Origin of the sequence: Ramlibacter tataouinensis (genome assembly GCF_001580455.1) — a bacterium.
Classification (GTDB): Bacteria; Pseudomonadota; Gammaproteobacteria; order Burkholderiales; family Burkholderiaceae_C; genus Ramlibacter; species Ramlibacter tataouinensis_B.
In genome coordinates, this window is the sequence record NZ_CP010951.1 from 3,277,141 (window position 1) to 3,299,237 (window position 22,097).

General features: G+C 66.9%; 16 protein-coding genes. 7 read left to right on the top strand and 9 right to left on the bottom strand.

All coding sequences use genetic code 11. The features are described 5' to 3' along the window. Positions 1-16: 16 nt before the first annotated feature. From UC35_RS15385 to UC35_RS15425, 9 genes are all read right to left on the bottom strand, one after another. On the bottom strand, positions 17-2,077 hold the full coding sequence (locus UC35_RS15385; RefSeq protein WP_061501193.1) for an ATP-binding protein: 2,061 nt from the start codon (positions 2,075-2,077) through the stop codon (positions 17-19). Positions 2,078-2,230: 153 nt separating this feature from the next. Next, the gene (locus UC35_RS15390) at positions 2,231-3,547 is read right to left on the bottom strand and encodes an MFS transporter (RefSeq protein ID WP_061501194.1); all 1,317 of its coding nucleotides are present in this window, start codon (positions 3,545-3,547) and stop codon (positions 2,231-2,233) included. After that, positions 3,544-4,569 carry an oligopeptide/dipeptide ABC transporter ATP-binding protein gene (locus tag UC35_RS15395; RefSeq protein ID WP_061503861.1) on the bottom strand — a complete coding sequence of 342 codons (1,026 nt, stop codon included), beginning with the start codon at positions 4,567-4,569 and terminating at the stop codon, positions 3,544-3,546. Before UC35_RS15395 ends, UC35_RS15390 begins: the two co-directional genes overlap by 4 nt. An 8-nt stretch (positions 4,570-4,577) precedes the next feature. Further along, complete coding sequence (locus UC35_RS15400) at positions 4,578-5,585, bottom strand: oligopeptide/dipeptide ABC transporter ATP-binding protein (RefSeq protein ID WP_061501197.1); 1,008 nt, start codon at positions 5,583-5,585, stop codon at positions 4,578-4,580. Then, complete coding sequence (locus tag UC35_RS15405; RefSeq protein WP_082793273.1) at positions 5,582-6,493, bottom strand: ABC transporter permease subunit; 912 nt, start codon at positions 6,491-6,493, stop codon at positions 5,582-5,584. Before UC35_RS15405 ends, UC35_RS15400 begins: the two co-directional genes overlap by 4 nt. A 9-nt stretch (positions 6,494-6,502) precedes the next feature. After that, positions 6,503-7,426, bottom strand: a complete 924-nt coding sequence (oppB, locus tag UC35_RS15410; RefSeq protein WP_061501200.1) for an oligopeptide ABC transporter permease OppB — start codon at positions 7,424-7,426, stop codon at positions 6,503-6,505. A gap of 240 nt (positions 7,427-7,666) precedes the next feature. Further along, a complete protein-coding gene (locus UC35_RS15415; protein ID WP_061501202.1) occupies positions 7,667-9,280 on the bottom strand; it encodes a peptide ABC transporter substrate-binding protein in 1,614 nt (537 codons plus the stop codon). Between the two features lie 33 nt (positions 9,281-9,313). Further along, positions 9,314-11,128 (bottom strand): ABC transporter substrate-binding protein, encoded by a 1,815-nt coding sequence (locus tag UC35_RS15420; RefSeq protein ID WP_061501204.1) that lies wholly within the window; start codon positions 11,126-11,128, stop codon positions 9,314-9,316. A 17-nt stretch (positions 11,129-11,145) separates the two neighbouring features. Then, entirely contained in the window at positions 11,146-12,963 is a 1,818-nt protein-coding gene (locus tag UC35_RS15425) for an ABC transporter substrate-binding protein (protein WP_061501207.1), read from the bottom strand. Positions 12,964-13,084: 121 nt separating this feature from the next. On the opposite strand from UC35_RS15425, the gene UC35_RS15430 reads away from it, so the two are divergent. The 7 genes from UC35_RS15430 to UC35_RS15460 all read left to right on the top strand — a co-directional run bounded on the left by UC35_RS15430 (position 13,085) and on the right by UC35_RS15460 (position 22,072). Next, entirely contained in the window at positions 13,085-14,023 is a 939-nt protein-coding gene (locus tag UC35_RS15430; RefSeq protein ID WP_061501209.1) for an ABC transporter permease, read from the top strand. Next, positions 14,020-15,123 carry an ABC transporter permease gene (locus tag UC35_RS15435; RefSeq protein WP_082793275.1) on the top strand — a complete coding sequence of 368 codons (1,104 nt, stop codon included), beginning with the start codon at positions 14,020-14,022 and terminating at the stop codon, positions 15,121-15,123. The genes UC35_RS15430 and UC35_RS15435 overlap by 4 nt, the downstream gene beginning before the upstream one ends. Positions 15,124-15,134: 11 nt before the next feature. Continuing rightward, on the top strand, positions 15,135-16,817 hold the full coding sequence (locus UC35_RS15440; protein WP_061501213.1) for an ABC transporter ATP-binding protein: 1,683 nt from the start codon (positions 15,135-15,137) through the stop codon (positions 16,815-16,817). 85 nt (positions 16,818-16,902) lie between these two features. Then, the gene (locus tag UC35_RS15445; protein WP_061501214.1) at positions 16,903-17,214 is read left to right on the top strand and encodes a chorismate mutase; all 312 of its coding nucleotides are present in this window, start codon (positions 16,903-16,905) and stop codon (positions 17,212-17,214) included. A gap of 116 nt (positions 17,215-17,330) precedes the next feature. Next, positions 17,331-20,000 carry a zinc-dependent metalloprotease gene (locus UC35_RS15450; RefSeq protein ID WP_061501216.1) on the top strand — a complete coding sequence of 890 codons (2,670 nt, stop codon included), beginning with the start codon at positions 17,331-17,333 and terminating at the stop codon, positions 19,998-20,000. 180 nt (positions 20,001-20,180) lie between these two features. Beyond that, positions 20,181-21,446, top strand: a complete 1,266-nt coding sequence (locus UC35_RS15455) for a PAS domain-containing sensor histidine kinase (RefSeq protein WP_061501218.1) — start codon at positions 20,181-20,183, stop codon at positions 21,444-21,446. Continuing rightward, entirely contained in the window at positions 21,443-22,072 is a 630-nt protein-coding gene (locus tag UC35_RS15460) for a response regulator (RefSeq protein ID WP_061501221.1), read from the top strand. The genes UC35_RS15455 and UC35_RS15460 overlap by 4 nt, the downstream gene beginning before the upstream one ends. Positions 22,073-22,097 lie beyond the last annotated feature (25 nt).

A 22,097-nucleotide genomic window follows, 5' to 3' on the forward strand; every position in this document is an offset into this window, starting at 1 on the left:
GTCGTGTGCCTGGCTTCTACAGGCGAGCTGGCCCTGACGCGGGTTCATGGGGGCGTTCAGAACCGGCCGGCGCCCCTGTCGCGGGCAAACGCACGACGAATCTGCTGCCCCGGCCGACGCCTTCGCTGTGCGCGCTCACAGTGCCGCTGTGCAATTCGACCAGCCGCTTCACCAGCGACAAGCCGATGCCCAGGCCCCGGCCTGAGCGCCTGGAAGTCTGGTCAATCTGCATGAACAGATCGAACACCCTCGGCAGGTGTTCCGGCGGAATCCCGCACCCTGTATCGAGCACGCTCACCATGATGTCGTTCCCGTCCCGCTCGGCGGTGACACGGATCGTGCTGCCGACGTCGCTGTACTTGGACGCGTTGGTGATCAGGTTCCAGAACACCTGGGCCAGGCGCGCGGGGTCACCGTGCAGGCGCATCGGCAGTTCAGGCAGCTCGATGATCAGCGTCTGGTTCCGGCGATCGATCATCGGCTGGGAAGCCTCGGCGGCGTGATGTGTCACGGCGGCCAAGTCCAGGTCTTGCAACTGCAGATCCAGCTTCTGGCTGGCGATTCGGCTCACATCGAGCAGGTCGTCCACGAGGCGCTTGAGCTGTCCGAGCTGACGATCCATGGTCGCGCAGGCTTTTTCGGCCATGGCCAGGTTTCCTGGCGCCTGCCTGATCAGTTCCAGCGCGGTGCGCAGCGGAGCCAGCGGACTGCGAAGTTCGTGCGCCAGCATGGCCAGGAACTCGTCCTTGTTTCGCTCGGCCTCGCGAAGCGCCTGTTCAAATCGCAACCGTGTGATGAAGTCCGCGCCATCACGCGCGTAGATCTCGAGCAATTGCTGGTCCTGCTCCGGCACGCGGTACGTGTCTCGAAATCCTATGGAAAGCACCCCCACGACGTGGCCGTCATGGGTCTTCAGCGGCGTGGCGAGGAACGCGCGACATCCGGTCGCCGCCACCGCAGCTTGTTGAGGCACGGCTTCGGCGGCGCTCAAAACGTCCACGATCATGACTTGCTTGCCGCTCTCAAGGGACTTGGTCGTGAACGTGCTGTCGTCCGCACGGACATGGCGGAATTGGTCGAGGAAGGCTTGCTCCACCCCACGGTGGGCTACGATCTCGAGCGTTTTCATGCCCGGGTTCAGCTGCTGCACGAGTCCGTACACCGCCCCGCAAGATGCCATCGCGCAATCGAGCAGGTCTTCCAGCGCGGGCGTCAGCTCCTGGGCAGCGAGCAAGCGGCCACTCAGCCCGTGCAACGTGCGGAATCTCTGCTTGGATTGGTGTATGGCGTCCGTGGCGAGCTTGCGCTCGGTGATATCGACCAGCGCGCCAATGACCTTCATCGGATTGCCGCTCGCATCCCTGAGCACTTGGGCTGTCGCCTCCACCCAGATCCAGGCCTCGTCATTGCGTCGAATGCGGTAGGTGCGTGTGTGTGAGCCTCCAGTGGCAAGGTGCCGCTCCACCTTTTCCTGATGGCGGGGCAGGTCGTCCGGATGAATGAGCGAGTACCACCACTTCAGGTTCAGCGGCACCTCCTCCGGGCGGTACCCGGTGACGCGCTCGAGGCCATAGGTGATGACCTTGCCGGCCGTATCCGCCTCGTAGACCAGCGCATTCGCGGCATCCAGCGCCATCCGAAAGCGCTGTTCGGAGCGGCGCATGACCGATTCCATGTACTGGCGGTCCCGCAGGTCGTAGAACTGGCAGGCGACGCCCGCGCGCCCATCTGGCAGCGAGATGCGCTCGAGCTGCCAGTCATAGGCGTCGAAGTGATGGCCGGACGACTGATTCGGATCGTGGGACGCGTGGAAGGCTTCCCCCGAATCGAGACAGTGGCGAAAGCGGCCGATGACCTCGTCGGCAAAACCTGGCGGCCAGACGATCCGCGCGACTTCGACAAAGTTGACCCCCAACAGTGGACGGACGTTGCTGAAGGCTCTCTGGGCGCTGAGGTGGACGAGCTTGAAATCCGAATCGACGATGATCACGCCGAAGGGAGAACTCTTGATCGCATCGGCGATCACCCCGCGCAGGTCGCGCGAGGATGGCGGCTCCAGGGCATTGCCGAGTGACATTTCCAGATGGCGCCGAGCTCGAGCGAACTCACCGGCGCTTGCCGTTCGCAATGATAGGCGGAATCCTGAGATCCGCTTTCCCTCGCTGTACCGTGTTTGTACGGCACGAGCACGGCATCACGATGGGCCGCCACCGACGCGGCTAGCCCGGTTTCAGTGCGAGGAGATTCGCGGCAGCGAACGCTGCGCCGGCAGTTGCGTGAACCGCCAACCGGCGATGGCCAGCGCCAGCGCGCCGCAACCGCCGGCAGCCAGCGCCCAGCGCAGCCCCAGGTGTTCGCCCAGCCAGCCGCCCAGCAGGGCGCCGGGGATCGAGGGCAGCAGAATGAGCCAGCGCATGGTGCTGGTCATGCGGCCGAGCAGCGGCTCGGGCGTGACGGCCTGCCGCAGCGACAGGAAGTTGATGAAGATCAGCACCGCTCCGAAGCCGAAGCACACCAGCATCAGCACGAAGGACAGCACGCCGAAGGCATTCGCCGGCGCAATGGCCAGTTGCAACCAGCCGATGCCGCACATGGCGAATCCCCACAGCAGCGAGGGGCCCACGCCGATGCGCTTGGAGATGCGGTTGCCGAGCGCGCCGGCGGCAATGGTGCCTGCGCCCAGACCCACGTAACAGAGGCCGATCTGTTTTTCGTCCAGGCCCAGCTCACGCGTGGCAAACAGGATCTGCACCACCATCGCAGCGTGGTGGCACATCTGCCAGAAGCCCACCAGCAGCGCGAGCACAATCAGAAGGCGCAGGCCAGCCACGAATCGCAGGCCCTCTTTCAACGCCGACCAGAAATGCTCCGGAACTTTCGTGCCGACGGACTCCTGGATCTTCAGCCCGCGCAGAATGAACACGCTGACCAGCAGCAGCAGGGCGTCCGCCAGCAGCGCCAGCGGCGCGCCCAGGATGCGGATCAGCGCGCCGGCCATGCCCGGCCCGGTGACTTCCGCCAGCGAGCTGGCGAGCGCGTTCTTGGCGTGCGCTTCCACCAGGCGCGCGCGCGGCACGACCTGCGTCAGCACGATCTGCGCGGCGGTGCCGGCGGTGGTGTGGATGGACCCCAGCACGAAACCCACGAAGTACAGATAGGGGATCGTGAGCAGGTCCAGTGCCCAGGCCAGCGGCACGGACGCCAGCACCAGCGCCATCAGGAGCTCGCCGCTGACATAGACCGGGAGTTTGCGAACGCGATCCAGCCACACGCCGGACGGCAGGGAGAACAGCACGAAAGGTGCGAGCTCCATGGCCGTGAGCAGCCCCATCTGAGTCGGCGTCGCGTGCAGCAGCACGGCCGCCGTCAGCGGGATGGCCAGCATGGTGATCTGGCCGCCGAAGGAGCTGATCAGGATCGACAGCCACAGCCGCCGGTACAGGCGGTCGCGCAGCAGGTCGCCGGCGGGCAGCTGCCACCACGAACGCGCAGGCGCAACGCCACCCGCCAGGGGGCCTTCGCCGGGTCCCTGGCTGTCGGTCTTCATCGATACAGCCAGCAGGCGGCCTGGGAGCGCTCGTTGACGGCCTCGAGCGCCGGCACCTCGGCCGCGCAGCGCTCGAAGGCGTGCGGGCAGCGTGTGCGGAACACGCAGCCCGTGGGCGGGCGAAGCGGCGAGGGCAGTTCGCCCGACAGCATCTGGATCTGCTTGCCCCGCTCCAGCTTGGGATCGGGAATCGGCACCGCCGACAGCAGGGCGCGCGTGTAAGGGTGCTTGGGGTCCGCGTACAACTCGTGCTTGTCGGCGAGTTCCATCACGCGCCCCAGGTACATCACCAGGATGCGTTGGCTCACGTGCTTGACGACGGCCAGGTCGTGCGCGATGAAGACCAGCGCCAGGTTCAGCTGCTTCTGCAGGTCCTTCAGCAGGTTGATGATCTGCGCCTGGATCGACACGTCAAGCGCCGACACCGGCTCGTCGCAGACGATCAGCTTGGGCTCCAGGATCAGCGCCCGGGCGATGCCGATGCGCTGGCACTGGCCGCCCGAGAATTCATGCGGGTAGCGATAGAGCTGCGCCTCGTTCAGGCCCACGCGCACCAGCATGGCCTTGACGCGGGCCAGCACTTCGCTGGCCGGCAGCTCGGGCCGGTGCGTGCGCAGCGGCTCGCCGATGATCTGGAGCACGTTCATGCGCGGGTTCAGCGAGGCGAGCGGGTCCTGGAACACCATCTGCACGTTCTTGCGCACCGCCTGCCAGTCGGCGCTGCTGGCGCCCGACATGTCACGGCCCAGCCACACCACCTGGCCGGCGGTGGCCGGGATCAGATTCAGCAGCGCGCGCGCCAGCGTCGACTTGCCGCAGCCCGACTCGCCCACGATGCCCAGCGTCTCGCCGGGATAGAGGTCGAAGCTGACGCCGTTGACCGCCTTGAGGACGCGCTTTTCCGGAAAGAAGCCTTCGCCGCGCACCTTGAAGTGCACATGCAGGTCGCGCACGGACAGCAGTGGCTCCTCCCTCCCCCTCCGGGGGAGGGTCGGGGTGGGGGCGCTTCTCGTATCGTCCATCACCACGCTCATGACAGCACCGCCTCGGCCTGGCGAGCCACTTCCGCGATGTCGCGGTGGCAGGCGCGCAGCACGGCCGCATCTTGCCCGGCTACCGCCACCAGCGGCGGCCGTTCGGTGACGCAGCGCTCGTTGGCCAGCGGGCAGCGTTCGCTGAAGGGGCAGCCCGCGGGCAGGCGCGCCATGTTGGGCGGCACGCCGGGAATGGCCACCAGCCGCTCGCCTTCGTGATCGAGCTTGGGCACCGCGCCCAGCAGGCCCAGCGTGTAGGGGTGCGTCGGGCGGTAGAAGACGTGCTCGGCGCTGCCTTGCTCCATGATGCGGCCGCCATAGAGCACCATGACCTGGTCGCACAGGCCGGCGACCACGCCGAGGTCGTGCGTGATCAGGATGATGGCGGTGCCGAAATCGCGCTGCAGTTCGCGCAGCAGCGCCATGGTCTGGGCCTGCACCGTCACGTCCAGCGCCGTCGTGGGCTCGTCGGCGATCAGCAGGTCCGGCTGGCACAGCAGGGCCATGGCGATCATGATGCGCTGGCGCATGCCGCCCGAGAATTCGTGCGGGTACATGCGGATGCGGCGTGCGGCGTCGGGGATGCGCACCTGCTCCAGCGTCTGGATGGCCAGCGACAGCGCGCTGCGGCGCGTCAGGCCCTTGTGCAGTTCCAGCACCTCGGTCATCTGCCTCTCCACCGTGAGGTAGGGGTTCAGCGAGGTCATCGGGTCCTGGAAGATCATTGCGATGCGGTTGCCGCGGATGCGATTGAGCCGCGACGCCGGCATGGACAACAGGTCTTCGCCGTTGAACAGCGCGCGCCCGCCGGCGCGGCCGTTGGCGGCCAGCAGGCCCATCAGGGCCAGCATGCTCTGGCTCTTGCCCGAGCCGCTCTCGCCCACGATTCCGAAGGTCTGTCCGCGCTCCAGCGCGAACGACAAGCCGTTGACGGCGGTGACTGCGCCGTCGGGCGTGTTGAACTTGACCGTGAGGTCGTCGATCTCGATCAGCTTCTGGTTCATCGCTGTTTGGGGTCCAGGGCGTCGCGCAGGCCGTCGCCGATGAAGTTGAAGCAGTACAGGGTGATGGACAGCATGGCGCAGGGGAACAGCAGCATCCAGGGCGCCACTTCCATCACGCCGGTGCCGTCGTGGATCAGCACGCCCCAGCTGGTCATCGGCTCCTGGATGCCCAGGCCGAGGAAGGACAGCACCGACTCGGTGAGGATCACGCCCGGCACGGTGACGGTGGTGTAGATCACGACCACGCCCAGCAGGTTGGGCACGATGTGCGAGAAGATGATGCGCCGGGTGGGCACGCCGATCGAGCGCGCCGCCTCGACGAACTCCATGTTGCGCAGCGACAGTGTCTGCCCGCGCACCACGCGCGCCATGTCCATCCAGGAGAAGGCGGTGATCGCCAGCACCACCAGGTAGAACTCGCGGCCCAGGATGGTGACCAGCAGGATCGCGATCAGCAGGTAGGGGATGGCATACATCATGTCGACGAAGCGCATCATGAAGCTGTCCACCTTGCCACCGAGGAAGCCGGCGGTCGCGCCCCAGGCGATGCCCACGGCCACCGAGCACAGCGTCGCCAGCAGTCCCACCATCAGCGAGATGCGGCCGCCGATCAGGCAGCGCACCAGCAGGTCGCGCCCCGATTCATCGGTGCCCCAGAGGTGGAAGCCCTTCCAGCTCGGCGCCATTTTCATCGCGTCCCAGTCGGCGGTGTCGAATTCGTAGGGCAACAGGAACGGCCCGACGATGCAGGCCAGCGAGATCAGCACCAGCACGACCAGGCTGGCGACGGCCGCCCGGTTGCGCATGAAGCGGTCGCGCGCATCGGCCCAGGGGCTGCGCCCGGGCGCAGCGACCGGCATTTGCGCGAGCTGGTCCACCAGCGCCTTCTTTCGTAGGAGAAACAGCATGCCGCGCCTTCAGTGGTAACGGATCTTGGGATCGAGCGCGGCATAGGCCAGGTCGACCAGCAGGTTCAGGGTGACCGCAATCACCGTGATCAGCACCACCAGGCCGAGCACCAGCGTGTAGTCGCGATTGCCGGCGCCATTGACGATCAGCTTGCCCAGGCCGGGCAGGGAGAACACGGTCTCGGTCACCAGCGCCGCGGTGATCGAGGAGATCGCCAGCGGGCTCATCACCGAAATCACCGGCAGCAGCGCCGGCTTGAGCGCGTGGCGCATGACGACCAGGCGCGTGGGCAAGCCCTTGGCGCGGGCCGTGCGGATGAAATTGCTGTTCAGAACTTCGAGCAGGCTGCCGCGCATCACGCGCGCGATGGTGGCCACGTTGATGAAGGTGAGCAGGGCCATCGGCATCACCATGAAGGCGGGCTTGAAATCGTCCCAGCCGCCGGCTGGCAGCCAGTGCAGCCACAGCGCGAAGACCAGCACCAGCACCGGCCCGATGACAAAGGAGGGGAACACGCTGCCCAGGTTGCCAATCAGCATCACGCCGTGGTCGGCCATGCTGTTTTGGCGCAGCCCCGCGGCGATGCCCAGGCCCACGCCGATGACGAAGGAGATCAGCAGCGCCCCGCCGCCGATGGCCAGCGAGACCGGGAGGGCCGCCGCCACCAGGTCATTGACCGACCAGTCGGCGTAGCGGAAGGAGGCGCCCAGGTCGCCGTGCGCCAGGTTGTTCAGGTAATGCAGGTATTGCTGCCAGAGCGGCAAATCGAGGTGGTACTTGGCCTGCAGGTTGGCCATCACCGCCTCGGAGACCTTGACCTCGGCGTCGAAGGGGCCGCCGGGCGCCGCGTGCAGGAGGATGTAGCAGACCGTGATGACGATCAGCAGTGTCGGAATGGTCGCCAGCAGGCGACGCAATGTGTAGGACCACATAGGCTCTTCTCAAACGGGGGAGTCCGCTAAAACACTGAAATCGGATGCTGCTTTCCGCGCAATACGCGGCGCGCTGCTGCGTTGCAAATGCTCGCGATGCCGCCCGGCATCGCTGCGCTTTACGCCTTGCATCGCATTGCGTCTTGCGCGTCTCTCAGCATCCATTTCAATGTTTCAGCGAACCAACGCCTCGCGCGGGGTGCTGCGCGAGGCGCCGTGCTGACCGCGCCGGTCGCGCGATCAGTGCTTGATGATGTACAGGTCCTTGCTGCGGAAGCGATCTTGCGCGTTCTCCAGCGAATACCCGCCAACGTAGGATTTTACCAAGCGCGGCAGCGAGTATTGCAGCATCGGCAGGATCGGGTAGTCCTCCATGATCATCTTGACGGCCTGCGTCAGGAGCTGCTTGCGCTTGGCCGGCTCGTCGCTCTGTTCAGCCTGGTTGATGATCTCCTCGGCCTTGCGGTTGCAGTGGAAGTTGGTGTTCTGGTCCGAGTCGCAGCGCACCAGCGCCAGGAAGTTGGTCGCGTCGTTGTAGTCGGCGATGAAGCCGTTGCGCGCCATCTGGAAGGCGCCGTCATGGCGCTTCTTGACCAGCACCTTGAATTCCATGGCCTCGAGTTCGATGGTGAGCCCGAGCTTGGTCTTCCACTCCGACTGGGCGAAGATGGCCATCTTCTTGTGGTATTCGCTCGTGTTGTACGAGAAGGTGTACTTGGTGCCGGGCTTCACGCCGGCCTCGGCCAGCAGCTTCTTGGCCTCCTCGATCTTCTTCGCCATGGGCCACTTGGCCCAGTCGTATTCGAACATCTCGGCGCCATCCATGCCCTTGACGACCAGGCCGTACAGCGGCGACTGGCCATCGGCCGTGATCTTCTGCGCCAGGATGTCGCGGTCAATCACCATCGACAGCGCCTTGCGCACCCGCACGTCCTTGAACGCTGGGCTCTGGGTCTGGAAGTCGTAGTAGCGCAGGCCCAGCATGGGCGCGTTGCGCACGTCCTTGGGGTACTTCTTCTTCGCATCCTCGTAGGTGCCGGGCGGCAGCTGGTACACCCACTCGTTCTGGCCCGACTCGAACAGCTTGACGTCGGCGTTGCCGTCTTCCACCGGCAGGTAGGTCACGCGCGTGAGCTGCACATTGGCCGCGTCCCAGTAGTTCGGGTTCTTCTCCAGCACGACCTTGCTGTTGACCTGCCATTCCTTGAGCACGTAGGCGCCGTTGCCCACCAGGTTGCCGGGCTTGGTCCAGTCCTTGCCGAACTTCTCGATCGAGGCCTGGTGCACCGGGCCCAGGTTGTTGTTGGACACCAGCTGCGGCAGGAACGACACCGGGAAGGGCGTCTTGATCTCCACCGTGAATTTGTCCAGGGCCTTCACGCCGACTTCGCTCGGCGGCTTCTTGCCCATGGCGACTTCCTTGCCGTTCTGCAGGAACACGCCATAGGTGGCGGCGTACTTAGACGCTGTCTTGGGGTCGAGGAAGCGGCGGATGCCGTACACCACGTCCTGCGCGGTCACCGGGTCGCCGTTGGACCACTTGGCGTTCTGGCGCAGCTTGAACACCCAGGTCGTGGCGTTGGTCTGCTTCCAGCTCTCGGCCAGACCGGGAATGATCTTGCCCGCCGCGTCGTTGGCCGTCAGGCCCTCGAACATGTCGCGCGTGATGTTGTTCGCGCCCACGGTTTCCGCCGACGCCGGATCGAGCGTTTCCGGCTCAGAGCCGTTGTTGCGGATCAGGGTCTGGGTGGGGTGCAGTTCCACCCCCGGAGGAACGACGGCGGCCGCAACGGGCAGCGCCATGGCGGCGCACAGGGCAAGCAGGGCAAATTGCCGGCGTGCGTTCTTTTTCATGACTTTCCTTTGTGAGGTGTGGACCAGCGCCTACTACTTTTGGGGAAGGCGGTCGGTATCGATGTCGACGTACTGCCAGAACTCGCGCGCGTTCGGGTGGCGTTTGTAGCCCAGCAGCCAGGGCTGCATCATATCGGTGCCGATGCGGTGCACGCGCACCTTGATCGGCATGTAGGCGATCATGATGCGCACTGCTTCACGGATCACCGCGTCGCGCTCCGGGCCGTCCGCCATCACCGCCTGCTGGCGGTACAACTCGTCGAACTTGTCGTTCTTGAAGCGCGAGTGGTTCTGCTGGCCGAAGGAGCCGCTGTAGCCGAGCGCCAGCACGCCGGCGCTGTCCGGTGAGCTCGCCGACAGGCCGTAGCCCCACATCATCAGCTTGCCGGCGCGCGAATTGCGCAACTGCTCGGGCCATTTGCCGATGCGCAGCTGGAGCTTGATGCCCACGGCGTCGAGGTTCTTCTTCATCACCTCGTCCCGCTCGCGGTAGTCGGCGGCCGACAGCGTGTCGTAGACCAGCTCCAGCGGCTGGCCGTTGGGCTGGTCGCGCCAGCCGTCGCCGTCCTTGTCGGTGTAGCCGAACATGTCCAGCAGCGCCACGGCCTTGGCGCGGTCGTGGGTACCCATCTCCGAGCGGAAGTCGGCATCGAAGCTGTTGGTGTTGGGCATGATGAAGCCCTGCGCCACCATCGCCTGCCCGCGCATGGCCAGCTGGGCTTCCTGCTTGCTGTCCATGGCCAGCGCGATGGCGCGCCGCAAGGCCACCTTCTCCGGCGTGTAGCCGCCCACCACCGGGTTCAGCATGCTGAAGTACACCATCCGGATGTCCGACAGCGGCACGCGCTCCATCTGGATGCCGCGCTTGGCCAGGTTGGGCGCGAGCTTGTTGTTCGGGATGGCGTGCGTGGCGAAGTTCTCGGGCAGCCGCTCCATGAAGTCGTGCTCGTTGTTCAGGAACGAGAGCCAGCGCGGCTGCGGGTCGTCGATGATCGAGACCTCGACGCGGTCGATCATGGGCAGGCGCCGGCCCTTCATCTTCGCCGCGAGCGCCTGCGACTGCGGGTCGTTGGCCGGCGGCTGGGCGTCATAGAGCTGCTCGCGGTAGCCCGGGTTGCGCACCAGCGTGATCTTCGAGGAGCGCCGCCATTCCTTGAGCATGAAGGGGCCGGTGCCCACCGGGTGCTCCATGATGGCGTCGCCGTACTTCTCGATCACTTCACGCGCCACCACGCCGAAGATGCCCGGGTCGGCCAGCGTCAGCGTGAAGCGCGGGCGCGGCTCGCCGAGCTTGAACTGCACGGTGTAGCGGTCCAGCGCCCGCAGGCCCTCGATCTCGGTGTCGTAGTCGAACCGGGCGTCGCCCGCCAGCGCCTTCTTGCGCAGCTCGGACAGGCCGAGGATCTTCTCTTCCTCCAGGCCGCTCACCAGCGGACTCTTGTTCCTCGGATCCATGATCCGCTTGTAGCTGAAGACCACGTCGGCGGCGGTCACCTCGCGCCTGCGGCCCTCGAAGGCCGGGTCGTCCGCGAAGTAGATGCCGCGGCGCATCTTCACCGTGTAGGTCTTGAAGTCCGGCGAGATCACCGGCATGCCGTCGGCCAGCACCGGCTTGATCCTGGCCGGCCGCGCCAGGTAGTCGTAGCCGTACAGCGCATCGAACATGTTCGCGGTGATGATGCGCGAGTACAGGTCGTTGAGTTGCGCCGGGTCGAAGCCGGTCTCGGCCACCGGGAAGGCGTAGCGCAGCACCTTTTCCGGCGCGGCCTGGGCGGGCGCGGCGAGGGCGAGGCAGGCCAGCGCCATGAGCGCAGCTCGCTGCGCGGTACGTAGGGGTTCGAAGCGCATGGGCTAGTCCGGTGGACTCAGTGGTTGCCGTTGCTGCCCTTGGGCAGCTTGCTGTTGTCGATGTCGATGAACTGCCAGAAGTCGCGCCGGAACGGGTGGCGCTTGTAGCCGCTGGCCCAGGGCTGCCACAGGTCGGTCGCGATGCGGTGGACCTTGAGCTTGTACGGCATGTAGGCGATCAGGATGCGCTGGGCCTCGTTGATCACCGCCAGGCGCTCGGGGCCGTCGGGCATCACCGACTGCTTTTCGTAGAGCTCGTCGAAGCGCTTGTTGGCGAAGCGGGCGAAGTTCTGCTGGCCGGCCGACTTGCTGTAGCCGAACTGGAGCATGCTGCCGCTGTCGGGCGTCGTGGCCGAATTCCCCAGCCCCCACATCATCAGCTTGCCGGAGCGCGCGGCGCGCAGCTGCTCGGGCCACTGGCCGATGCGGTAGTTGATCTTGATGCCCACGGCGGTGAGGTTCTTCTTCACGACCTCGTCGAGCTCGCGGTAGTCGGCGCGCGACAGGGTGTCGTACTCCAGCACCAGCGGCTTGCCGTCCGGCAGGTCGCGCCAGCCGTCGCCGTCCTTGTCGGTGTAGCCGAACATGTCCAGCAGGGCCATGGCCTTGGCCCGGTCGTGCGTGCCCATCTCCGAGCGGAAGTTCGGGTCGTACAGGGTGGTGTTGGGCACGATGAAGCCCTGCGCCACCACGGCCTGTCCGCGGCGCGGCAGCCGCACTTCCTCGTCGTTGTTGATTGCCAGCGCGATCGCGCGGCGCAGCGCCACCTTCTCGGGTGTGTAGCCGCCGATCACGGGGTCCGTCATGTTCATGTAGGACAGCGTGAAATCCGACAGCGGCACCTGCTCCATGCCGATGCCGCGCTTGGCGAGGTTGGGCGCGAGCTTGTTGTTCGGGATGGCGTGCGTCGCGAAATTCTGCGGCAGGCGCTCCAGGAAATCGTGCTCGTTGTTCAGGAACGCCAGCCAGCGCGGCTGCGGCTCGTCGATGATGGAGACGATCACCTTGTCGACGATCGGCAGCTTCTTGCCTTTGAGCTGCCCGAGGATCTTCGCGCCGCCGGCATCGGAGGCCTCGGCCTGGAAGCGCTTTTCGCGGAAGCCGGGGTTGCGCACCAGCGTGATCTTCGAGGCACGGCGCCAGTCCTTCAGCACGAACGGGCCGGTGCCCACCGGGTGCTCCATGATCGCGTCGCCGTATTTCTCGACCACCTCGCGCGCCACGATGCCCAGCGTCGCCGGGTCGGCCAGCGAGTACGTGAAGCGCGGCCTCGATTCGGCCAGCTTGATCTGCACGGTGTAGCGGTCCAGCGCGCGCAAGCCCTCGATCTCGGTGTCGTAGTCGAACTTGCCGGTGGCCTCGGCCTGCTTGCGCAGCGCCTCCGTGCCCAGCATCTTTTCTTCGAGGAAGCCGGACGCCTTGGGGCTCTTGTTCTTCGGATCGAAGAAACGCTTGAAGGTGTAAACGAAATCCTGCGCCGTCAACTCGCGCGGCTTGCCGCCGAAGGCGGGATCGTCGGCGAAGTAGACACCCTGCCGCAGGCGGAAGGTGAAGGTACGGAAATCCGGCGACACCTCCGGCATCGCTTCGGCCAGGTTCGGCACGATCTTCGCGGGACGCGCGAGATAGTCGTACTCGTACGGCGCCTCCAGGATGTGCGCGATGACGGCCGCGGAGTACAGGTCGTTGATCTGCGCCGGATCGAAGCCGGTCTCGGCGACGGGAAAGGCGTAGCGCAGGACTTTTTCGTTGTTAGCGATCTGGGCGCCGGCGGGTTGGACGGCACCAAGGGCCAGGCAAAGGCTGATGGCCCATGCCCAGGTTCGGGACTTCATGGTTGGAAACACCTATACGGGGGAACGCGGGGCGCAAGCATAATCCGCGCCCATCCATCTGCCACGAGCAGTTTCCCGAAGTCCGTCGGGGGCGCGATCCGCAAGCCCGCACAATACAGCAATGCTTTCATACGTTCTGCGCCGAATTTTGCAGATGATTCCGACCCTGGCCGGGGTCATCCTGCTGGTTTTCTTCCTGTTCAAGTATTTCGGCGACGATCCCGCGGAGATCCTCGGGGGCCTTCAGGCCACGCAGGAGCAGATCGACTCGATTCGCAGGCAGCTCGGGCTCGACAAGCCGGTGCTCGAGCAACTGTGGCTGTTCGTCCTCAAGGTCGTGACATTTGACTGGGGTGCGAGCTGGGCGACCAAGGAGACGGTGGCCAACATCTTCGCCACCCGCCTGCCCGCCACGCTGACCATCATGGTCCCGATCCTGCTGCTCGAAGTCGGCCTGGCGATCGTCGCCGGCATGGCGGTGGCGTACGTGCGCGGCAGCCTCACCGACCGGCTGGTGATGATCATCAGCACCGTCGCGCTGTCGATCAGCTTCCTGGTCTACATCATCATCGGCCAGTACCTCTTCGCCTTCCAGCTCGGCTGGTTCCCGGTGCAGGGCTGGTCCAACAGCACCTGGACCAACCTCCTGGTCTACGCACCGCTGCCGGTGCTGCTGGCGGTGCTGGTCAGCCTGGCGCCCCACACCCGCCTGTACCGCAGCTTCTTCCTGGACGAGATCGGCCACGACTACGTGCGCACCGCGCGCGCCAAGGGCGTGCCGGAAAAGACCATCCTGTTCAAGCACGTGCTGCGCAACGCCATGATCCCGATCCTCACGAACGTGGCCACGCAGCTGCCGGGCGTGTTCATCGGTTCCTTCCTGATCGAAGTGTTTTTCTCCATTCCCGGCCTCGGCCGCGAGGTGTATGCCGCCGTCGGCCGCGGCGATTTCCCGGTGATCCAGGCCGTCACGATCTATCTGGCCGCCCTCACGATGGTGATCAACCTGGTCACCGATGTCCTCTACAAGTTCGTTGATCCGCGGGTGGTCCTGAAATGAGTGCAGTTCCTTCCGCCCAGGCCGCGAGCGCGGCCGACCTTGCGGCATCCGCGGCGGCAATGGCCCAGGCCCTGCCGAAGTCCCCCAGTGTCTGGGTGCAGGCCTGGCAGCGCCTGAAGAACGACCGCGTCGGCATGGTCTCGCTGTGGATCGTGGCCGTGTTCCTGGTCATGGTGGTCCTGTCGCAAATCGGCCTGCTGGCCTCGCACTGGCAAAGCGAAGTGGGCGAACCCTTTGCGCCGCCCACCTTCGTGGGCGCCGAAGCCAAGGAAGCCGTCAAGTCCGAAGGGCCGAAGATCCCCAACATCGACCTGTCCGACATCGACCCGCTGACGCCGTTCTACAAGGACTGGAACGAGCGCGCGTCCAAGGTGCAGACCGTCGACGCGACGCGCGCGCCGACCCTGACCTTCGGCGGCGACCGCATCGGGCGCGACGTGCTGGACAAGGCGATCAAGGGCGCGCAGGTCTCCATCCTGGTCGGCATCGCGGCCGCCTTCCTGGCCACGCTGATCGGCACGGTGCTGGGCGCCATCGGCGGCTACTTCGGCGGCAAGGCGGGCGACTTCCTGGAGTGGCTGTACAACGTCTTCACCTCCATCCCCTACATCCTGCTGATCTTCGCGCTGGCGGCCGTGTTCAAGTACGGGCCGCTGGGCAAGGTGTTCTCCAGCAGCATCGCGCCGGTGGTGATCATCCTGGGCGTGGTCGGCTGGACCGGCATCTACCGCCTGGTGCGCGCCGAGTACATGAAGCACCGCAATCGCGAGTACGTGCGCGCCGCCGAAGCGATCGGCGCCGGGCACCTGGCGCGCATGTTCGGCCACATCCTGCCGAACGTGAGCCACGTGGTGCTGGTGCAGCTGAGCCTGCACGTGGTGTCCTTCATCAAGGCGGAAGTGATCCTGTCCTTCCTGGGGCTGGGCGTGCCCATCGACATGGTGAGCTGGGGCACGATGCTGGCCGAGGCGCAGACCGAACTGGTGCTGGGCAAGTGGTGGCAGCTGGTGGCCGCGACCGCCTTCATGGCCACCTTCGTCACCGCCTTCGCGCTGCTGACGGACGCGCTGCGCGACGCGCTCGACCCGAAACTGCGCTAGGAAACCGCACGATGAGCAAGCTAGTTGAAGTGCGCGATCTGCGCGTGTCCTTCCGCATGGGCAAGGACGATATCCAGGAAGCCGTGCGCGGCGTGAGTTTCGACATCCCGGCCAACACCACCGTGGCCCTGGTGGGCGAATCGGGCAGCGGCAAGAGCGTGAGCGCGATGAGCATCGTGCGGCTGCTGCCGGACAACGCCCTGCTCGATCCGGCCAGCCGCGTGCTGTTCGAGGGGCGCGACCTGCTGCAGGCGACGCCGGAGGAGATGCGCCGGCTGCGCGGCCGCGAGATCTCGGTGGTGTTCCAGGAGCCCATGAGCTCGCTCAACCCCGTGCTCACGGTGGGCGAGCAGATCGCCGAGGTGCTGCGCATGCACACCACGCTGGGCGCCCGCGCCGCGCGCGACCGCGCGCTGGAACTGCTCACCGAGGTGGGCATCCCCGAGCCGCGGGCGCGGCTGGATTCCTATCCGCACGAACTGTCGGGCGGACAGCAGCAGCGCGTGATGATCGCGATGGCGATCGCCTGCGAGCCCAAGCTGCTGATCGCCGACGAGCCGACCACGGCGCTGGACGTCACGGTGCAGCGCCAGGTGGTCGACCTGCTGGCGCGGCTGCAGGAGCGCCACAGGATGAGCATGCTGTTCATCAGCCACGACCTCGGCCTGGTGGGCGAAGTGGCCAGCCAGGTGGTGGTGATGCGCCACGGCGTGGTGCGCGAGGCCGGCGCGGTGGGGCAGATCTTCAGCGCCCCGCAGGACGCCTACACCCGCGCCCTGCTGGCCTGCCGCCCGCGCCTGGACACGCGTCCGCGCCGCCTGCCGGTGATCGACGACGTGGTGAACAACCGGCCGCTGGTGACCGAGCAGCGCGCACCGGTGCCGGCCGAAGGCCCCGCGCTGATCGAAGTGTCGGGCCTGTCCAAGGCCTACCGCCTGAAGGAAAGCCTGTTCCGGCACAAGACCATCGACGCGGTGAAGGGCGCCGACTTCGTGCTGCACAAGGGACGCACGCTGGGCGTGGTGGGCGAGTCCGGCTCGGGCAAGACCACGGTGGGCATGATGCTCACCCGGCTGACGCAGGCCACCACCGGCCGCATCCTGTTCGAGGGCCAGGACCTCGCGGCGCTCAGCGCCGACGCGATGCGGCCCTATCGCAAGCGCATCCAGATCATCTTCCAGAACCCGTATGCCAGCCTGAACCCGCGCTTCACGGTCGGCCAGATCCTGATGGAGCCGATGCGCATCCACGGCATCGGTGCCAACGACGAAGAGCGCGCGCGGCTCGCACTCGGCTGGCTCGAGAAGGTGGGCCTGCCGGCGTCGGCCTTCGGCAAGTACCCGCATGAATTTTCCGGCGGCCAGCGCCAGCGCATCGCGATCGCGCGTTGCCTGACGATGCGCCCCGAGATCATCGTCTGCGACGAGAGCGTGAGCGCGCTCGACGTCAGCGTGCAGGCGACGGTGCTGAACCTGCTGCTGGACCTGCAGGAGGAGTTCGGCCTCACCTATGTGTTCATCAGCCACGACCTCGCGGTGGTGAAGTACATGGCCGACGACATCCTGGTGATGAACCGCGGCGAGATCGTCGAGCGCGGAACCTCCGAGGAGGTGTACGCCAACCCGCGGCACCCCTACACGCAGCAGCTGCTGGCGGCCATTCCGCGCGGCCACGCGCCCCTGCCCGCCGCCTGACCGGCCGGGGTCCGCCGCGGCGGGCCCCAGGACCGGCGGTGGCCGCCGGCGGATCAGTATCATCCGGCTCTTCCTTGGAAAGCCCATGACCGTCAGCCGCGAACTGCTCGAAATCAGAAAAAGCATCGACAACCTGGACAACGCCATCGTCGCGATCCTGGCCGAGCGTTTCCGGCTCACCGAGAAAGTGGGCTACCTCAAGATGTCGATGTCGCTGCCGCCCGAGGATGCCGAACGCGAGCGCATGCAGGAACTCCACTACTCGGAACTGGCCTCGAGCTACGGGCTGGACCGCAATGCGCTGATCGAGATCATGCGGACCATCATCACGCAGGTGAAGAAGCGGCACGTCGAGATCCGGGACGGCCAGGGCCAGCCCCGGAGCCAAGCCGGCTAGCCTGCGCGCTCATCCTTTGGCGCTCCTCGCGCAGGCCCCGGCATGAAGCCCACAGGGCGCCAAATCCTCAGCCCCGGCGCTAAACTGATCAGCCTGGCCCCCAGGAGGCCCGCCCGATGAAAAGCTTTGCCACGGCCGCGCTCGCGGCCTTTCTCTCCTTTGCCGCCGCGGCGGAATCCCCTGTGGCCGGCCGGAAGCAAGACGGCGTCGCCGAAGCTGCCGCCACGCCGGCGTCGGCGCCCGCCTCCGCAGCGGCCCGCCCGCCCGCCGACCCGGCCGCGCCCAAGCCCTTCGACGAAGTGCTCAAGGGCGCAACGCGCCAGGACGGCCTGCTGCCGATCTGGCGCAAGGACGAGAAGGCCTGGCTGGAGATCCCGCCGGAGATGGTGGGCAAGCCCTTTCTCTTCACCGCGAACATCGCCAACTCGGTCGGTGAGCGTGGCCTGTACGCCAGCCACATGGGGATGGCGCAGCTGGTGCAGATCCGCATCGTCGGCCGGCAGCTGCAGCTGCTGGCCATCAACACCGGCTACCGCGCGGTGGCCGACCAGGGCGGCAAGCGCGCGATCGAAGAGGCTTTCTCGCCCAGCCTGATCGCATCGGCCGGCCTGGCGAGCGCCGAGCATCCCGAGCGCAAGTCGCTGCTGGTGGATGCGTCCTTCCTGCTGGCCGACATTCCCGGCTACTCCACCGCCATCGAGAAGGCCTACCGCCTGCCGTTCTCGGTCGATCGCGCCAATTCCTCGTTCGAGCGCGCGCGCGCCGAAGCGAAGCTGTCGACGCTCACAGCCCGGATCCACTTCTCCACGCCGCGCATCCCGGCGCCGCCCATGTCGCCCGCGGCCAATCCCATGCCGCCGCCGCCGGCGACCCCGCCCGATCCGCGCAGCTTCTTCGTCGACTACGTCTACAGCTTCCTCGCGCTGCCCGCCGAGACCATGGCTCCGCGCCTGGCCGATCCGCGCCTGGGCCACTTCACCGAATCGTTCACCGACCTCGGCGGCGACCTCAAGGCCAACCCGCGCACCCACTACATCACGCGCTGGCGGCTGGAAAAGAAGGATCCGGCGGCGGCGCTGTCGGAACCGGTCAAGCCGATCGTCTTCTGGCTCGACAAAAACATTCCGCCCAAGTACCGGCCGACGGTGGCCGCCGGCGTGCTCGAATGGAACAAGGCGTTCGAGCGCATCGGCTTCAAGAACGCGATCGTCGTCCAGCAGCAGGCCGACGAAGCCGACTGGGACAACATGGACGCGGGCCACGCCTCGATCCGCTGGTTCGTCGGCGCCGATGCGGGCTATGCGATCGGGCCCAGCCAGACCGACCCGCGCAGCGGCGAGATCCTGGATGCCGACATCGGCATGAGCGACGTGTTCGCGCGAATCTCGCGGCGCGCTTATGTGGAGGATGTCGGCAAGCCCGCCGCGCCCGCGCACGCCGAGCTGCCATGGACGGCGCGCAACGGGCGCCTGGCCTTCCAGTGCGACGACGCCCACATGGCGGCGATGGACACCGCCTTCGCGCTCGATCTGCTGGAAGCGCGCGAGGAGATCGGTCCGGACAGCCCCGAGGCGCAAGCCTTCGTGCTCAGCGCGATCAAGGGCACGATCATGCACGAGGTCGGCCATGTGCTGGGCCTCAAGCACAACTTCAAGGGCTCGACCACGGTCACCGCGGCGCAGTTGCAGGACCTCGCCTACACGCAGGAGCACGGCCTGGGCAACTCGGTGATGGAGTACGTCCCGGTGAACCTGGCGCTCAAGGGCGAGAAGCAGGGCGCCTACCACCGCAACACGCTGGGCGCCTACGACTACTGGGCCATCGAGTACGCCTACCGGCCCTTCGACGCGGCCGCTGAAGCGCAGGAGCTGGCGCGCATCGCGGCGCGCAGCACCGAGCCGCAACTGGCCTATGCTGACGACATCGAAGCCGGCTGGGGCAGCTACGAAGGCACGGACCCGCTGGCCAACCGCTTCGACCTCGGTGACAACCCGCTGGCCTGGTTCAGGAAACGGCTGGCGCTGTCGCAGGAGCTCTGGACCCGGGCGCAGGAGCGTCCGCCGCGCGCCGGCGACGATCCGCTGCGCGCGCGCCGCGCCATCTCCTCCGGCTTCGGGCCGCTGACGTCCATCGCCGAAATGGCAGCCAAGTACGTGGGCGGCATGCACGCCAGCCGCGAGCTGCCCGGCAGCGGCCGCGCGGCGTTCACGCCAGTGGACCCCGTGCGCCAGCGCGAAGCCCTGCGCTTCCTCGAGAAGGGCCTGTTCAGCGCCGACAGCTTCCGCTTCCGGCCGGAATTCCTCACGACCCTGGGCGTCGACTACAACGAGGTGAGCCGCTCCGGCCCGCCGGACATCGCCGGCTCGGTGGGGCGCGTGCAGTTCACCGCCCTGGACCGCCTCATGAGCGCCGGCACCGCCAGCCGCTTGCTGGACCTGCCGTCTTATGTGCCGGCGAGCCAGCGCAAGGACCTGATCTCGCTGAACGAGGTCTACCAGACGGTGCAGCGCGCGGTGTGGAGCGAACTGGCGACCGGCGGCGACATCGACCGCATCCGCCGCAACCTGCAGCGCGAGCACATGCGCAGGCTGCAGGCCCTGCTCACGCGCGGCTCCGGTCTGCCGGCCGACGCGGTCAGCCTGATCCGCTACAACGCCCGCCAGCTCGAAGCGCAGCTTCGCACGGCGGTGGCCCGCCACAGCGGCTCGGTGGAGGTGCGCGCCCACCTGGCCGAAAGCCTGGGCGTGCTCACCGAGGCGCTGAACGCGAAGATGCAGCGAAGCTAGCGGCCGCAAGGATGGAACGCCGGCGTACCGCCGGCGCTGGGCAGATGGAAGCCGTCGCGAAGATGCAACGCGCTTGAGAGTCCCCCAGCACGGCCGCCGTTGGCCTGCACCGGCAGGGAAATCCGGGAGGCGGGCAGCTGAACAATTCGTGGGACACTGTCGGGCAGGCACCGTCCTGACATGCACCTTACAGTCGCCACCGCCCAGCTGATACCCTCCCGCGCGGAGCAGGTGGCCATGCGGCTGGTGTTCTATCCCTCGCTGGCCTGCCTGCTGTTCCTGACGATGCGGGTGGAGCAGACTGCGCAGGAACGGATCCTGTTGGTCCTCCTGCTCGTCGCGCTCTGTGGCGTCGGGCTGGTGAACAACGTGCGCTGGCGCCGGGTGAATGCCCGCATCGCCGAGCAACTGAGCTTCAACGCGCAGCTGATCGACGCCGTGCCGGAGCCGCTTTCGATGCGCTCCCCCGATGGCCGCTTCATGCTGGTCAACCGCGCCTTCGAGCGCCGGGTCGGCATTTCCCGCGATCGCCTGTTGGGGCAGCGGGTCGACGAGGCGCTCGCGCCGGAAGTGGCCGAGCGCATCCTGATGATGGATGCACGCGCCGCTGCCGCCCTGGAAGCGCAGGAAGGCACCTTCCACGTGCCCACGCCCGAGGGCATGCGCCACGTCCATGTCGTGGTCGAAGGGCTGCGGCGCGAGGACGGCAGCCTGATCGGGACCATCGGCATCCAGAACGACGTGACGGAACTGGTGGAGAAGGAAGAGCAGCTGGTCGACAGCAATGCCAGGCTGAGCCAGCTGTCGATGAAGATGATCGGCGCCCAGGAGGCGGAGCGCCGCCGCATCGCGCGCGACCTGCACGACCAGGTGGGGCAGATCCTCACCGCGCTCAAGCTGCAGTTGTCCTCGCTTGCCCGCCGCGATCAGCTCTCGTCGCCCGCAGTGGCCTTCAGCGCGCCCATCGACCTGACCGAAGAAGCGCTGGCGCACACTCGCAACCTGAGCGCATCCCTTCATCCTCACCTGCTGGACGACCTCGGCCTCGAGTCCGCGCTCGGCTGGCTGATCGATCGTTTCATCCGGCCCTCGCTGCCGAACGTCGACCTGCGCTGCCGGCTGGACCCGCCGCGCGGGCCGCAGCCGACCGAGCTGGTCGCGTTCCGCGTCGTGCAGGAGGCGCTGACCAATGTGGTGCGGCATGCCCATGCCAGCCGTGCCGGCGTGATGCTGGAGTCATGCGTAGGCGAGTTGACCATCGAGGTCATCGACGACGGCGTGGGTTTCGAGGCGGCGCACGCCGCCACCTCGGTGGGGCTGGCCGGGATGCGTGACCGGGTGGCCGAGATGGGCGGCGAACTGCAGGTGCACAGCACCAGGGGCGGAGGCACCAGCCTGCGCGTGCGGCTGGCGTGGCCGCCCTCGGGCGGGGGGAGGAAGTCATGAAGGTATTGCTCGCGGACGACCATCGCCTGGTGCGGGCGGGGCTGCGGTCCCTGCTCGATTCCATGCCGGAGGTCGATGTGGTGGCCGAGGCCGCCGACGGCGAGGAGGCGGTGCGCCTGGTGCACGAGCTGCGGCCGGATGTCGCGCTGGTGGACATCGCCATGCCCAAGCTGAGTGGCCTCGCGGTGCTGCACCAGATCGCCGCCGCCGACGTTCCCACCCGCGTGCTGCTGCTGTCGATGTACGACAACGACGAGTACGTGGCCGAAGCCGTGCGCGCCGGTGCCGCCGGCTACCTGATCAAGGACGCCGCGGTCGAGGAGCTCGGGCTGGCGCTGCAGGCGCTGGAATGCGGCGACGTCTACCTCAGTCCCGCCATCTCCCGCAAGCTCGCGCTCGCCTTCAGCGGCGGGCGCGCCACGCCCGGCCTGACCAGCCGGCAGACGCAGATCCTGCGGCTGGTGGCCATGGGCCAGTCCTCCAAGGAAATCGCCCGCGAGCTGGACCTGTCCATCAAGACGGTGGAAACGCACCGCACGCAGATCATGGACCGCCTCGACATCCGCGACCTCGCCGGCCTGGTCCGCTACGCCGTGCGTACCGGGCTCGTCGGTACCGAAAAGTAATCAGGGTAACTTTGTATTAGCGACC